This window comes from Halalkalibacter sp. HAAS-P014 (genome assembly GCF_056619965.1).
Genome location: NZ_JBWQTV010000002.1, coordinates 323,380 through 338,540 on the forward strand (window position 1 = coordinate 323,380; position 15,161 = coordinate 338,540).

At 35.9% G+C, this 15,161-nt stretch carries 17 protein-coding genes; 1 reads left to right on the plus strand and 16 read right to left on the minus strand.

Going from position 1 to position 15,161, the window contains the following annotated elements; genetic code table 11:
• Nucleotides 1-192: 192 nt before the first annotated feature.
• The 3 genes from wrbA to AC1FXZ_RS02400 all read right to left on the minus strand — a co-directional run bounded on the left by wrbA (nucleotide 193) and on the right by AC1FXZ_RS02400 (nucleotide 2,144).
• Complete coding sequence (gene wrbA, locus AC1FXZ_RS02390) at nucleotides 193-864, minus strand: NAD(P)H:quinone oxidoreductase (protein ID WP_480050642.1); 672 nt, start codon at nucleotides 862-864, stop codon at nucleotides 193-195.
• A gap of 145 nt (nucleotides 865-1,009) precedes the next feature.
• Nucleotides 1,010-1,621 carry a flavin reductase family protein gene (locus AC1FXZ_RS02395; protein WP_480050644.1) on the minus strand — a complete coding sequence of 204 codons (612 nt, stop codon included), beginning with the start codon at nucleotides 1,619-1,621 and terminating at the stop codon, nucleotides 1,010-1,012.
• Nucleotides 1,622-1,694: 73 nt separating this feature from the next.
• Nucleotides 1,695-2,144 (minus strand): MarR family winged helix-turn-helix transcriptional regulator, encoded by a 450-nt coding sequence (locus AC1FXZ_RS02400; protein ID WP_480050646.1) that lies wholly within the window; start codon nucleotides 2,142-2,144, stop codon nucleotides 1,695-1,697.
• Nucleotides 2,145-2,573: 429 nt separating this feature from the next.
• Here AC1FXZ_RS02400 and AC1FXZ_RS02405 point away from each other — a divergent pair, with 429 nt between their 5' ends.
• Nucleotides 2,574-2,708, plus strand: a complete 135-nt coding sequence (locus AC1FXZ_RS02405; protein WP_480050648.1) for an anti-repressor SinI family protein — start codon at nucleotides 2,574-2,576, stop codon at nucleotides 2,706-2,708.
• 57 nt (nucleotides 2,709-2,765) lie between these two features.
• Here the strand turns inward: AC1FXZ_RS02405 and AC1FXZ_RS02410 are convergent, their stop codons facing one another.
• The 13 genes from AC1FXZ_RS02410 to AC1FXZ_RS02470 all read right to left on the minus strand — a co-directional run.
• Nucleotides 2,766-3,743, minus strand: a complete 978-nt coding sequence (locus AC1FXZ_RS02410) for a metallophosphoesterase (protein ID WP_480050650.1) — start codon at nucleotides 3,741-3,743, stop codon at nucleotides 2,766-2,768.
• A gap of 109 nt (nucleotides 3,744-3,852) precedes the next feature.
• The gene (locus AC1FXZ_RS02415; RefSeq protein ID WP_480050652.1) at nucleotides 3,853-5,643 is read right to left on the minus strand and encodes an ABC transporter ATP-binding protein; all 1,791 of its coding nucleotides are present in this window, start codon (nucleotides 5,641-5,643) and stop codon (nucleotides 3,853-3,855) included.
• Nucleotides 5,644-5,654: 11 nt separating this feature from the next.
• The gene (locus AC1FXZ_RS02420) at nucleotides 5,655-6,809 is read right to left on the minus strand and encodes a nucleotidyltransferase domain-containing protein (RefSeq protein ID WP_480050654.1); all 1,155 of its coding nucleotides are present in this window, start codon (nucleotides 6,807-6,809) and stop codon (nucleotides 5,655-5,657) included.
• On the minus strand, nucleotides 6,802-7,284 hold the full coding sequence (locus tag AC1FXZ_RS02425; protein ID WP_480050656.1) for a lasso peptide biosynthesis B2 protein: 483 nt from the start codon (nucleotides 7,282-7,284) through the stop codon (nucleotides 6,802-6,804). The genes AC1FXZ_RS02420 and AC1FXZ_RS02425 overlap by 8 nt, the downstream gene beginning before the upstream one ends.
• Nucleotides 7,285-7,303: 19 nt before the next feature.
• The gene (locus tag AC1FXZ_RS02430; protein ID WP_480050658.1) at nucleotides 7,304-7,597 is read right to left on the minus strand and encodes a lasso peptide biosynthesis PqqD family chaperone; all 294 of its coding nucleotides are present in this window, start codon (nucleotides 7,595-7,597) and stop codon (nucleotides 7,304-7,306) included.
• Nucleotides 7,594-8,517 carry an HPr kinase/phosphorylase gene (locus tag AC1FXZ_RS02435; protein WP_480050660.1) on the minus strand — a complete coding sequence of 308 codons (924 nt, stop codon included), beginning with the start codon at nucleotides 8,515-8,517 and terminating at the stop codon, nucleotides 7,594-7,596. The genes AC1FXZ_RS02430 and AC1FXZ_RS02435 overlap by 4 nt, the downstream gene beginning before the upstream one ends.
• 245 nt (nucleotides 8,518-8,762) lie before the next feature.
• On the minus strand, nucleotides 8,763-8,930 hold the full coding sequence (locus AC1FXZ_RS02440) for a paeninodin family lasso peptide (protein WP_480050662.1): 168 nt from the start codon (nucleotides 8,928-8,930) through the stop codon (nucleotides 8,763-8,765).
• A gap of 34 nt (nucleotides 8,931-8,964) precedes the next feature.
• Complete coding sequence (locus AC1FXZ_RS02445) at nucleotides 8,965-10,917, minus strand: asparagine synthase-related protein (RefSeq protein ID WP_480050664.1); 1,953 nt, start codon at nucleotides 10,915-10,917, stop codon at nucleotides 8,965-8,967.
• Nucleotides 10,918-11,234: 317 nt separating this feature from the next.
• Nucleotides 11,235-11,369, minus strand: coding sequence for a paeninodin family lasso peptide (locus AC1FXZ_RS02450; RefSeq protein ID WP_480050666.1), 135 nt, complete (start codon nucleotides 11,367-11,369; stop codon nucleotides 11,235-11,237).
• Between the two features lie 14 nt (nucleotides 11,370-11,383).
• Complete coding sequence (locus tag AC1FXZ_RS02455; protein WP_480050667.1) at nucleotides 11,384-13,324, minus strand: lasso peptide isopeptide bond-forming cyclase; 1,941 nt, start codon at nucleotides 13,322-13,324, stop codon at nucleotides 11,384-11,386.
• Nucleotides 13,325-13,635: 311 nt separating this feature from the next.
• Nucleotides 13,636-14,442, minus strand: coding sequence for a glycosyltransferase family 2 protein (locus tag AC1FXZ_RS02460; protein WP_480050669.1), 807 nt, complete (start codon nucleotides 14,440-14,442; stop codon nucleotides 13,636-13,638).
• Nucleotides 14,439-15,068 (minus strand): glycosyltransferase, encoded by a 630-nt coding sequence (locus AC1FXZ_RS02465; protein ID WP_480050671.1) that lies wholly within the window; start codon nucleotides 15,066-15,068, stop codon nucleotides 14,439-14,441. Before AC1FXZ_RS02465 ends, AC1FXZ_RS02460 begins: the two co-directional genes overlap by 4 nt.
• 3 nt (nucleotides 15,069-15,071) lie before the next feature.
• The coding region (locus AC1FXZ_RS02470; RefSeq protein WP_480050685.1) for an IS3 family transposase at nucleotides 15,072-15,161 on the minus strand (90 nt) is incomplete at its 5' end.

A 15,161-nucleotide genomic window follows, 5' to 3' on the forward strand; every position in this document is an offset into this window, starting at 1 on the left:
AAAGAATATTATCTCTATCATTATTATATTTGACCTTCTTTGACTTTTCAAGTGGTAAATGTCTTTTATCTGAAAATAATCTATGTCTATCTTAGCATTAAGTAAATTCGACAAATTAAACAAACGTTTGATTAAATTCGAGCACTTCTTTATTAAAGAAAGCGCAATCCAAAAGATTACGCTTTACTGTGACTATTGATTACCTTTTTTAATCCACTCAGCTACTTGAACAGTACGTTTCGCTTGATACTTAGCAGCTTCTTCAACATCTTCTTGCATTTTTCCGTCTTGACCAACCGTTACACTTACTCCATAAGGATTTCCTCCAGATGCAAATTGCACTGGATCTGTGTAACCAGGTGATGCTACAATCGCACCCCAATGGTACATTGATGTATATAACGAAAGGATTGTTGCTTCTTGACCACCATGTGCATTACTAGCTGAAGACATCGCACTAACTGCTTTATTTGCAAGTTTGCCGTTAGCCCATAATCCACCTGTTGTATCGATGAATTGCTTCATTTGAGCAGGCATGTTACCAAAGCGTGTTGGAACACTAAAGATAATTGCATCTGCCCACTCAAGATCATCTAACGTTACTTCTGGAACATTTTTCGTTTCTTCAACATGGGCTTTCCATGCAGGGTTTGACTCAATCGCATCTTGGGGAGCTAATTCAGGTACTTTTACTACTTTCACATCTGCACCTGCTGCTTTCGCGCCTTCTTCAGCCCATTTTGCTAATTGATAGTTTGTTCCTGTAGAACTATAATAAATAACTGCTAATTTTACGTTTGACATATTAAAACTCTCCTTTTTTGTTGAATTAGAATTACCAAATAATTTTTTTAGAAAACTCATTCGTTATCACTCCATTTTTGTTCATATGTAGGTCAGGTTGAAACCGATCACCCCCTAATCAAAATCAACTCATATTAAATAAATTCATATATTATGAAATTGAGATATTATCGTAAAGAGAAAGCCTTTCATTCAAAAGGCGTACTTACGTTGGACGTTTCAACTGAAATGTTTCTCCTAATTTTGAATAGGAACTTCCTGCTAATCGACTTATTGGTTCTAATCCGATCGCATCAATTCTTCCGTTCTTATAAAGATCATCACGAATATGATACGTAACAATTCGGCCGATCAGTAAATCGCAGGAAGGATTCTCCTCTGTCCCACCTAAAGGAATTGCTCTTTCTAGAACACATTCCATTCGAATTCTTGCTTCTTGTATACCCGGTACACTGACTTTTAAACTTTCAACTTGTGTTAGTTTTGCATCGATTACTTCACTTTCAGTTGGAGGAAGTGTCTTAGCTGTCTCATTAATTTTTTCTATATAGGACTCATCAGAAATGTGCACAACAAATTCTTTACGGTCGATGGCATTCCTCGATGTATCTTTTAAATTCCCCTCATTTCGTTGAACAGAGATAGAAATCATCGGTGGATTCGCAGATACGATATTAAAGTAACTAAACGGTGCAGCATTAAGTACGTTTTCAGTTGAAAGTGTCGTAACAAACGCTACTGGTCTTGGTATAATACTTCCGGTTAAAAATTTATAATTTTCACGTTCAGCAAGCTCATTCGGGTCAATTGACTTCAAATAAAGACTCTCCTTTGTGTGAAGTATATTCCTATTAATCCAAGTTTATTTCTTTTAATTTAGTTTACACAGGTTAAATCTCCTGAGCATAGAATCCTAACTTTTTCAAGTTGGCGATCATCGCTTCTTTCTCTTCGTAATCCAAACCTCCGAAGATTTCTTCAATGGCTTGACGGTGATTAGGAAAAATATCAGCCATTAACTGATTTCCTTTGTCTGTTATGGCTGCGTAAGTAACACGTCGATCTTTTGGACATGGTTGTCTCTCAAGCAGCTGTTTCTTTTCAAGCTTATCTACAACATACGTAATGCTACTACTCGCAAGCAAGACTTTCTCTCCAATTTTTTGGATGGGCTGATTTCCTTTACTATATAATAGTTCTAAAACCCCAAACTCTGTTGGATTAAGACCGTACCTTTTGATGTCTTCCTCTACACGTTTTGTGATAGCTTCCATTGCACGAGTCATAACAACAAATAATTTGAGAGATTGATCTTGGTTATTCAATTCATTTGAGTTCATTATGATCATATCCTTAAATTTTATCTCGATTTCGAAGTAATTATACACATGAATTTAGGTTATTGTCAATAGTTCAACAACAATCCCTTGCAAATTAATGTAGTAGAACATTATTGAACTCTTTTCTGTCATGAGATTGACCCTGATAAAAAATTAAGATAAGTACACTTAACAAGACAAAGAAGATAAAATTTTGTTGTGTTTACCCACATAACACTACGAGCATAGCAGAAACCTGTCGAATACCGTCGGATAGAGTTAGCATTTATTGTAAATTCATGGAAAACGATTCTTATTCTACCAAATTTTTTATGATACTATTTTAGTAGAGAGAAAAAGGAAGATACAGTATCAATTTTAAGAAAAAATTCAGAATAGGGGAAATGTTCTGGTTGAAATCAGAACAAAAGTAATGGGGGGGTTAAAAATGTGGTTACGACAAATACGAAAGACAAAATCAAACAAGAGTGGACAGAACTAATAAAAGAGGCGAAATCGATTGGCCTAACACCAGCAGAAGTAAGAGAGTTTATAAGGAAAAACCGGCGCACTGTTAATAATTAGTACAATAAAGCAGTTCTTAGGAAAAGAGGCTGTCCCATTTATGTAGCGAAGTTAAAATTAGTTTGAGACAACCTCTTTTCGTAGGGTTAGTACATTAATCTCAGGAGGATTCAAAAAGCGAAACTGTAAGAACGGAAGCGCATCACTGCTACCAAGTCCTGCACTGACATATTGTTTTATGCCTCTATACTCCCATAAACCTTTCACACGGTCCCTTGGTGGAAGAATTCCTCCCCTCTCATACCAAGGTTCAGGAACAAACAAGGCTCCCAAAAATGGAAGACGAATTTGGCCCCCGTGATAATGTCCAGCTAACAGCAAATCAAACTCCTTTATATTGTACGGTGAACTAGACATTATGTAATCAACTCGATTATCAACGACTGGGTAATGCGTAAGAGCAATCAGTATATCAGACTTTTCCATATCGTTTAGAATTTCGATTTCCTTTACTAACTGTTGGAGATGTTGACTATAAGCTTGATAAGCCTCTCTATTCGGCCCTGTCTTTGTTTCATACTCTCTATGTTTGCTCTTTGTATTTAATATAGCTATTTCAAATTCAGCAAAGTGTAGGCTAGCTCCTCCCTTATTAATACTGTGAATGGTTTCTAGCAGCTTAACTCCTCGTTCTTCCATCCCTTTAATAAACAACGATTTTCCAAATGATTGGTCAGGATGCAAAGTATAATTCTTTGGATCAGCATTACCAGAAACGTATAAGGCATGCTCTTTATTATGTATTCCTTCTATTAAAAGGTAAAATGATTGAAAATTTGAACTCGTAGCACTGTCTAACATATCACCCGTAAAGACAATGGCATCATAGTCGATTGAATTAATTTTTGCCAACAACCTCTCCTGGTCTTTCCCAAACTCTCTCTCATGCAAATCAGTTACTTGAACAATGCGAAACCCCTCAAACTCAGCAGGTAACTCGTTTATCACTATTTCTTGCTCCACCACTACAATCCGTTTATTATCCCAAATCGTATAAATGATCAGAACGACAAATAGTAATAAAAAAATGATCATTGTTTTCCCTCCTGCTTTTCCCAATAATGCTCGCTCCATTCTATTTCCCTTTTTTCCTTAATAATAGGTAACCCACTAACACACTGCTAGTGGGCCTAATCAAATTTAATTAGTGTGCAGCTTCGATTTGGTTTTGTAATAAATGACGGAAAGTACTTCTCTTTTCTTCAGCAAGTTGCGAAAATCCACCTTTTTGAATGATTTTTCCTTCGTCAAGGACCACGACTTGATCAGCATTTCGAATCGTTGACAAACGGTGGGCAATGACAATAATGGTCATCTTTCCTTTTAACCGTTCAAGGGCTGCTTGAATTTTTGCCTCATTCTCTGTATCTAACGCACTTGTCGCTTCATCGAGCACAAGGATCGATGGCTTACGTAAAACCGCCCGTGCCAACACTAGACGCTGGCGCTCCCCTCCAGATAACTTAATGCCTCTATCTCCGATTAGAGAATCCAAACCATCAGGGAGTTTTCTTACAAACTCAGCCGCTGAAGAGAACTCTAGCGCATCCCACATCTCTTCTTCACTTGCATCCGGTACAACCAACTGCAAGTTTTCACGAATACTCGCATTAAATAAAAATGGATCTTGTGGGACATAACTAATCGCTCTTCTAAGTGAAATGAGATTGTCACTTGTTAAAGGAGTACAATCAATGAGCACTTCGCCTTGCTCTGCTTGATTTAACCCCATGAGTAAGTCAATTAGCGTGCTCTTTCCTGCTCCCGAACGCCCGACAAAAGCGGTCATTTGATTTGCTGGGATAGAAAGGTTGATATTTTGCAACGCGTAACTAGAGTCGTTATAACGAAAATGAATGTCTTGGCATTCTATTCCTTTTCGTACCTTCATTGGTTCCACGTCTGAACTGCTAATATTCTCAAACTCTTTCGCCGATTTGCAATCATTTTGTAATGCTTTCACTGCTTTAAAAGACGGCAAAGTTGTGGCTATTTGTTCTAAGGAACCTTGAATTCCGGAAACTCTAGGCCATAACCTTGAAAAAATGATGACAATTAGCATAAGCTGAGCAGCTTGGGCATTAAAAAGATTCACTGCGATAAAAATAAAGATGGCAATAAAAACAGCAGAAGCTATTTTATAGTAAACTTGTGAAGTCGTTTTTAAAACGGTATACTCCACCTGTTCTTTCTCCATACTTGCCGTTACTTTTTTATACCAGTCCATTCGAGATTCTTCTAATGTGTTACTCTTAATATCTTTAATACCATTGATTTGATCGGTAATTCCTCCTAAATACTCTTTCCCTAACGTATAGTTCCGGTGCCCTAACTCCAGAGAACGCTTTAAAAATTTACGGTTAAGGAATAGCAGAAACAGCCCGCAAACTAAGACAAACATAGTGATACTGGTTGATAACCAAAACGCGAGACCTATTTGAATGCATGTAAAAATAAGCGAAGCTAAAAATTGCAAGAATGAATGAGTCCCCGCACTGGACCGAGCAATCTCAGCCGTTAACAAGTTAATCAAATCAGACTTGCGATTCTTAATAAAGAACTTCCAATTAGCGTGAAGCAATGACTGATACGTTTCAACGCGCATATGTCGGAAGAAGCCATGTTGGATTTTTGTATTTCGAATCGTGATTTGCTTTTGGATTAGATTTTGACCAATGACAATTAAAACAAAAGCGGCTAAAATCACAGGAAGGCCCACCGCCCCAGGAATGTCTTGCAAAAAGCCAAGTACACCAGCTAAAGGCGTCCCTTCTGCATCTAGGTTCACAACGCCAGTCAGCGCAATCATCGGAACTAACAATAAAATCCCAATCCCATCAAGCAAGCCAATTAACATCATGGCAAACATATTCGTGTATAGCTTTTTCCCAGCATAAGCATGAATTTGTTTAAGAAAATAGAGAATATCTTTCATATCGATGCCTCCTACAAAACAGCCTGTTTCCTCGTTTTCCTCCAAGCCCATAAGACAGGTCGCAGAGGAAAATAGAGAAAATGAAGGGATTTCGGTAATGGTAACGTTTGAGCATCCTCAGGAAACGGATGTAATAAGCTGAGAAGGTGAATCATTTTTTGCTGGGTTGACATTAATGAAAAAAGATGACTTGCATGATAACTTGCTATCTCTTTTGGTACAGGATCTGTATGCAAATTCACCATTCTTTCCAGATAAAAAATAGCTTCTTGAGCTAACCTCACCGCTGTATTTGTTACAAATGGAGACATTTCTTCTTTAAACTCAGCTTCTAATAATTGTGTTGCTAAAATGATTGCCTGACCACCCACGTGAGGATTGTGATACCTTTGAAAAAGTTGATAAACTTTATTCCAATCGAGCTCCTGTTTCATGATTTTTTGGATATCGACTAACCAGCGCAGCCGCGACCAACCATGCCGTGCACCGTGTGCAACGAGGAAGACAAATAAATCTTCTTTTCCAAGCAAGTATACAGGCGTATTCTTATCAGAACATTCGTTCTTTCGCCTCCATAACTCTTGAAAACTTGGTTCTTTCCCAGGACCTGGATGTAGACGCCAATGAATCTCAAGCTTCATCTGCTTCACAGGATGATAGTAAGTCACATGATGGTGCCTCCAGCGCCAATCGTTTAATACCGTTTCAATATAATCATCTTTTTCATATCCAAGTTCCACTAGAATCTCCTCTGCTCGCTCAAGATGCTCAATCGGAATGAGAAAATCTAGATCACTTGACGTACGAAGCGATAAATCTCCATACAGGTCATGAGCAAGAACAGGCCCTTTTAGAAAGAGTGTTCTTATCTTACTCTTAGAAAAGATGTCACTGACCTTTTCCATCTCTCCGGCTAAGGACATCATTCTAAAAATATTTTGCTGATATTGTACTTGCATAAACTTTGAAACTTGGACCGGCACGGGACCTTCAAGGTTCTTCATCTTTGAATGAAGCAATGGAAAGACACGATGGTGTAATGAAAGATTTAAAAACAAGTCCCAATCTAACTCTGGTATTTTCATACCCTTACCGTTATCTTTCAATAAATCAAAAATATAGGTAAGTTCACTTGATATAGCAGCTGTGTTGATTGATTTATCCATAACTTTCTCCCTCAACCTTCTCAGGCGTAATCTCCTTTGCAAATTTAGCGATCACGGTGAATTTCTCCATTCCTTCTGAACCAGATACGTAAAAAGGCCCACTTCTAAGCCATGCATGAGCGGCGAATTTCCCTTCGTCGTCCTTCCCCGTCCCTAAATACAAAGTACTTTCAATGTTTCTCTTCTCTAGCATCTTCATCCCGGCTATGGCCTTTACCAAACATTGGCTCTCCCATAATGTATAACGGCTCATAATATGGATTGCGTTTGATACATTTAGTAATGTCTCTCTATTTGCCATGTTCGGAGTATAAGTCGTCTCTTCCATTTTTTGACCAAGTGAAGGCGCAATCTTAGCGAAAGGACGCGTTTTCAAAAACCTTGCCCACCCTAAATAGAGAAATGCTTCTAACAATAATTTCTTTGTTTCACACTTTAATTCGAAAAATGATTTAACGCGTTTTATTATTTTCATAGATACCTCCGAAACAGTTCTAATCTTCTACATGTACTAACCCTTCATCTAATAATTGACTTAAAAAGGTAACCACATGTTCCTCACACTCAGCTTTTTCGACATCATATTGTGCCTGTAATTTAATTACTAAGTCTTCAATCGTAATTGGTTCTTTGATCGAATCCCAAATCTCTCCACCTATATCCCCAAGGTTGTAGTATTTCCCATTATGGATACTTAACATCACTTTTTCCCCATCCATATCGGAAACGATATTACCTTCTATTTGACTAACGACATGATTATTTGTAATATTTTGATTTTTTATCATATAACTTTCTCCTCCTCATATACCGTTTCTAAAATTAATTCCGTTAAGTCATGGGCAGTGAACCTTGATACTGGTCGTTGTAAATGAAATAGATCTATATGATTAGCCATTTTAACTGTCGTTTGAAAATGCCAATCCATTAATCCTGAAGGTTCAATAAAGAAATTACGGTACGTATGAACGAATAATGTATGTAACCTTTTTAAACTTTGAATTGGCTGTATTGAAATCTCTTCATTTTCTGTTTTGACAAGTTCAATCACTCCAGCGAGTGGCATAGGTTCGGTTACAAATTGATCCATTACTGGTATCGCAAATTTTGTTTCACGGTCGATAATTGGACGATATCCATCTGATGTCAGCCCAAATTGACTCAAGCTCTCTAACCAAAGCTTTTGTTGAGGGTAAGCAGGTGTAACGAATGGACATCCCGATTCATTTAACGTTACAGGTATTACATCATCACTTAATAGTTGATAACCTCGCTTTATAAAAGCCGAAGCTAATGTGGATTTTCCTGCACCAGAATTACCTACAATCGCATATGCTTTTCCGTCGATCACAACCGCACTACCATGTAAGGGGAGGATTTTTCTTTGCATTAAGATTGCCCCCATACAAGTTCCTAACGTATAGAGCCTAATGTGGTCTTCATGAGCATTGTCAAATGGAGAAACGAGAATTTCGTTTCCATTTTTGATAAGAAAAATCGCAACTTCTGGCATTCTAAACATGATGAATGTTTCATCGATGACAAAATACTGATCAACCTCTGAATGTTCAAACCAGACTTGTTGTAGGTCGGCTTTTTTTATGACAACATCGGGTGCTTTATCTTCTTTGATTGGAAGTAACTCTGGTAGAGGAAATTCGCTTGAAATTTTTAGTCCGAATGCTGTGTAAGAGATTTGCTTTGTCACAGTGTTTCCTCCTTAAAAATATAACTAATTAAGATTCCCTTATACTTGTTTAAGGTATAAGGGAGGGACTTGTCTTAATTACCCCTCTACTTTTTTAAAGGTAATCTGTCAACATGTTAACAATTAACTATCCAAGTTTTTTAAATTACTTAACATCCATGTAACTCTCAAATACTACAAAGCAAACTTAGTTTACGGATCCTATGCCAATCATTAACGTGCTTAATCACAAATTAATAGTATTCTTAACTTCCTAGGCAACTAGCATTTGATGTATCCATATCAACATTTCCTTTTAATTGACCATTTTGCTCACCTACATCAAAGCAATCAGGCACTGCATTCCCATTCCCATTCATTGTCATTCTAACATCTAAGACTTCTAATAATGGCTGTTTCCAGTCTTTTCTCATCTTTCTCACCTCCTTTCAATCTTCATTTCATCCGTCAGAACTTCTTTAAAAAACGGTAAACTATTAAACTGCGTGTTAAAATCTTAAACTCATCTTCAAAAACCATTTCTGGCTTTGGAGTATTCCCAAGTTTTTGCAAAGCATTTTTTAGAATTCCAATGTCTAGATAATAAGAAACTTGAGGATCCTCAATCATCGAATGTAATTGTGAAATAAACTCTCCCCATTTTGGAGCCATACGATGAATTACATCTGCTCCTTGAATCCCACGCCGACTTTGGTTTAGCCTTACTGTATCAGGAAGAAACCCTTTAGTGGCTCTTCGAATAAATGAGCGTTCCATTCCCCCGTTGACATATTGCTCCTCAGGTAACGATAAGCAGAACTGAATCACTCTTAAATCATTGGTAGGATCTCTATCCCACAAGGAATAACGCAATGATAATTTTGTATTTGCTACCCCGCTTTTATTCCAAACATTTAAGTTCTGGTAATATTCCTTTCGATAATCAGTTAAGTTTCCGACACTTGACCCACCGTTCAAGTTAACTCCATAATCTCCTAGTTTATCAAACACTTTTGTCCTTTCAGCTAAGGATGGGTTAATAAAAACTGGGAACCGATATTCGCTCTGATTACCTTTAGAGAGCATTTGTCCTAATTTAGGGAATGTTTTTTTAGCAACAAACGGAATCATAACTTTCTTACCGGTCCTAAAATTCCTACAGTAAGCGTCTAGCTCTTGATTAAGGCGTATCCAGTTTACCTTCTTCATTAAATTACTGTAATATTGATAAGTTAATGACAGAGACCCCCATGAAATCGAGTGATTCCCCCTTGCACCATTTAATAGAATTTTAATTCCATCTTTATGTGCTCTTTCACTTATTCCCTTTAGCCAAAAAGTGTTTTCAAAAAATTTAAATGGCATCTCCATTATGTCTAAGAAATTATCAATTTCTGTTAAAGGACTTATGCCAGCAAAATCCAAGTAGTTGTCATTTATGTTTCCGACGTGTTTGACCGTTTCCTTTATAAAAGGTCTTTCATCGGGTACATAATACTTATCAGTCCAATCGACAAAATCTCCTTCTGGAATATAACTATATGTATTTAGTTGTTTATTTTCTTTTCTTAGGTTTTTGGCAGCGAAACTAACAACTGACCCTGAATCTAATCCTCCACTCAAATGAGATCCAACTTTACCATAAGTACGAAGTCTATCTGAAACAGCTCTTTGGAACACTTCTTGAAAAGCTTCTTCATATTCTTTGTTAGAACTAAGGTTTAAAGTTTCATTAACTTCAATTTTGCTGTACCTTTGTAGGGTGATTTTCCCTTCTTTCACAGTCAAACTATGTGAAGGAGGTAGTTGATGCACAGATCGATATGGTGTTGACACCATGTCGACTGATTCAACAATGTTAGGAATAGCAAGGAATTCAGCCAACCATTCTTCGTTTAGCTCTTTCTTTATATATGGTAATGTGAATAACGGCTCTATTGTGGTTGAAAAAGCAAATTGTTCGGAATCATTGTAAAAATAAAGTGTACGAGATCCACTGAAATCTCTAGCAGCAAAGAGCTGTCCTTTCTTTTCATCCCAGATAACGAATGCAAAATCACCAATTAAATACTTAGGTAATTCATTCCCCCATTTTTGATAAGCCAAAAGAATTAACCGACTATCAGACATTGTTTTTCTATCTTGTTTATTAACCTGTAACATTTCAAATAACTCTTTTCGATTATCAAGGATTACATCAGTTGTTATAGCTAGCTGTCTATTATAGTCATAATAAGGCAGCTTTTCATTGATGGATTCATGTGTAATCCATTGTGCATGACACCCCAGAAAGATATTATCTTGTTGTAAAGTTTGAACATTATCTGCTGGAAAACACTGTAAAGATTTCATTAAATCCATACTATATTTATTATTTATTGGTTCTTTTTTAAAATTATATATACCGCCAATTGCACTCATAACAGCCTCCAAAATCACTATTCATACACTTTAAAAAGAACAATAAGGAAATGAAAAACAATATAACACTAAATTTCTTTTTTAATACACAACTTAAATTCTTAGTAAAGAACAAACCGATAATAAAAGTTTCTCAAACGGCAATTGTCCTTTAATTTATAAATCTTAAAATATAAACCGTCATTTTTTATCGTTTAACTATTTGGTATATAAGTTTAATTTAAATAGTTTAGTTAAGTTAAAGTTCTCATATGTAAGAGAACTCTAACTTAAAATCAAGTTGATTTCATAATATATGAAATCGGAAAAGACAAATACTAACTGTAAGTCAGTTCACTCCTAGGGGTACCTTCAGGATAAGTTTGATCTAGATGTTCCCCATTATGAGGATTAGCCATTGTCATATTTACATCAAGTACTTCTAACTCTGGTTTTTGCCATTCATTTTTCATTTTTTCACCTCCTTTCAAGAAAACCTTTTTATAAATTTTGAAACAATCAAGCTGCGCATTAGTAGCCTATAGTTCGGATCAGTAGCGTATTTTGGTTGTGGATCTTTACTTACTTTTTCAATACTGGCCTTAATAACCTCACTGTCTACAAAGGTTAATAGATTCTCATCATTAGCCAACTGCTGAACATCTTTTGTGAATTCATCCCAAACAGGAGTCATTCGGTGAACCCAATCTGCCCCTTGTACACCTCGTATACGTTGGTTTAACCTCACTTTATCAGGTAATAATTTTTTAGTTGACCGTCTGATGAGTGCTCGATCCATTCCATTCTGAACATATTGTTCTTCAGGAACAGATAAACAAAAGCGAATAACCCTTAAATCATTTGTTGAATCTCTTTTCCATAACGAATAACGTAAAGATAATTTAGCTGCTAGAGTATTTGTTGCATGCCAATGAAAACAATCCTCAAAATGCCTTTTTCTTTGTTCATATATATCATTTGTAGCAAACCAACCTGTTTCATCTAAACCATACTTACTAATTTTATTAAATACATCTTTCCTTTTTGCAAAATCAGCATTGATCAACGTTGGAAAATGATTGTTTGTAACGGAAGAATTCATTTTATTTATTATTGGAAAAGCTACTTTAGCTAGAACAGGGATTCTGCGTAGTCGAGCCCCACCGGCATTTTGACTATACTGGTCTAACTCTTTGTAGAGTTTTACCCACTTCATTTTCTTGAGAAGAATCGCATAATAATTTAATGCGTGGCCCCAAGATATAGTGAAGTTCCCTCTTCCTCCATTTAGCAAAACTCCTACTCCCTTTTTATTAGCTGTCTCAAACATTCCTTTAATCCAAAATGAATTTTCAAAAAATTTGTATGGCATTTCTAGAATATCAAGATATTCATCAATTTCAGAATATGAGTCTTTTCCGGCAAAATCTAAATAATGATCCTTAATCCCCCCGATATAATTAACTGTTTCTTTAATAAAAGGTCTCTCGTCAGCCAACAACCGTTTTGGTGTGTAATCTTTAAAGCCTCTAGAAGGAATATAACTAAATGTATGTAATAGCTTATTTTCATTCTTAAGTGATCTTGCTGCAAAGCCGACAACTGAACCTGAATCTAACCCCCCACTTAAATGAGCACCAACCTGGTGGTGTGTACGTATACGCGCATTAACTGATTTTTGAAAGACTTCTTGAAAAGCTTCTACATACTCGTTATCAGATTTAAATTTCAATTTATTATCAGCCAGCAAGGTACAGTATTGTTTTATTTTAACTTTATTACCTTCAACAGAAATACTATGAGCAGGAGGTACTTGTTCAATTGTTCTATAGGGAGTTAGTGATGTATTTACGGTATCTACAACTGAAGAAATAGCCAAGAATTCAGATAACCAATCTTCATTTAACTGCTTTTGTATATATGGTAAATTTAATAATGCTTCTATAGTTGTACAAAAAGCAAAATGCTGTTCGTCATGGTAATAATATAAGGTTCTAGTTCCAGAGAAATCTCTAGCTCCGAAAAACTTTTGTTTTCTCTCATCCCATATCATAAAAGCAAAGTCACCTAATAAGTATTTAGGACAATCCTCTTCCCATTTGTAATAAGATAGTAAAATTAATTGGCTATCGGGAATGGTTTTTCTTATACTTGTTTCTACTTGCAATAAGGTACATAACTCCTCGCGGTTATCAATTATGGCATCCGCGGTGATAGCTATCTTTCCTACTGAATCATAAAATGGCAATTGTTCGCCTCTAGACTCAGGTGTAATCCACTGCGAAAGACATCCAAGGAAAGCATTATTTCTTTTCCAGCATTGAATATCATTAGCAGGAAATTGAGCTAGATTATCCATAATGATTGAATAATGATCCCTTGTAACAGGTGCATTATTAGAATGATAAATACCAGCAATTGCGCTCATTAAGTTCCTCCTATCCTGCTGTTCTCTTTAAAGAACAAAACTACCAAAAAAAAAGAGTGGATAGCGAGATCCAACAGCGATAAAAAAATTTTATAATATATTATTTATAGTCGTTAATTTAGTTCTTTATTAAGAACACCATTGCCTTTATCATACAACATAATCACTATAAGTCAATAGCTCTTTTATCAAAAGTTTTCAATTATAATGGGTTTACTACTAAGGGGAATAGAAGATATCAATAAATTAATTAAATAAACAAAAGTATCCAAACTTTTCATTCTTGCAATAGATCTGGATTTTATAAGTAGTTAATTATACCTATAACGCCGTAGCAATTTATATATTTCAGTAGGCACTAACCCCACGATAAGCGGTCGAATAGCATAAATATACGAAGTGTACGGCAGCTTCAACATTTTATACCCACTGATTCGTACGTATGCCTCTTTTAATCTCAAGTTATATTTCCGTCTAGTAATAGCACTTCGATCATCCCTTACCTCATAAAGAGACTCTTTAATATTGCAGCCTCTAGACCCATTAGCATACATCCTAAACCAAAGATTATAGTCTTCAACACGTAAAGTTCTCTTTGTAACATCATACCCATTAACAGCTAACAAGGCCTTACTCCTAAGCATAGATGGTGCATGGCAAAAAGGTGATTGAGCGATAAAATCGTCTGGCATTGGTTCTTCAATTGGGATAATCTCTCCCCAATACCCTTTTTCATCAAAAAATTTCATCCCTGTACTAACAATATCATACTGTTGATTATTATCTAGAATCCTAACTTCTTTTTCTAATCGTTCAGGTAGAGAACGATCATCAGCATCCTGTCTAGCAATATACTCTCCCCTACAATATTGAAGGCAATGGTTTAAACTATATGCAAGTCCCTGATTTTTATCATTTTTTATTACTTTAATGTTAGAGTATTGATCTGAATATTGTCTTGCAATCCGATAGGTGTCATCTATTGAACCATCGTCACACATAATTAATTCCCAATTCTTGTATGATTGATTTACTATTGAGTTTATACTTTCTCTTAAAGTACCAGAACAGTTGAAGATTCCCATAATTATTGATACTTTGGGCATATCTTCCTTCATACTACCCCCTCTTTTCTTTCCCTTTCCTTTATAACAAGCCGATTTCTGTCTTCAAGAATATGTTTCCAAAGTACCCGTTGATCAAATTTTTCCCGAACAAATACGATAGCTTTTTCACCCATTTCTTGACGTAGCACGGGATTTAACATTGTTTTCATTGCTTCAATTAAAGGATCTACTTCACCTTTTGGAACGACGAGACCTGTTTCTCCTCGCAGCATTGCGTCGGTTGGTCCAGGTATATCAGTTACAATAACGGGAATACCCATAATAACTACAGAACCAAACCCTTCACGATAGCTTGGTAAAATAAAAACATCAAGAGCAGAATAGTATTTTTCTACTTCATTGGTAAACCCACAATATATTACTGAGTCACTTTGTTGAGACCATTCAAATAAGTCCTGGTTAACTCCATCATTATCCTCAGGACCTATCATCATTAATTTAACTTTAACATTATGTTGCGAAATATATTTAAATGCTGATAAAAGCTCATTTATTCCTTTATCTTTATTAAGTCTTCCTATAAAACCAAATACTAGATCATCGTTGGAAATCTTATATTCTTGTCGAATCTCATCGCTCCATTTTTGCTTTTGGAATGTCAACACTAAACTGGACAAAAATTATAAGGTCTGTTGCTTGAATTCGACTGGTGTTAAATAGCCTAGTGTTCCGTGAATTCGAATGTTATTGAACCAATGAACATAATCATC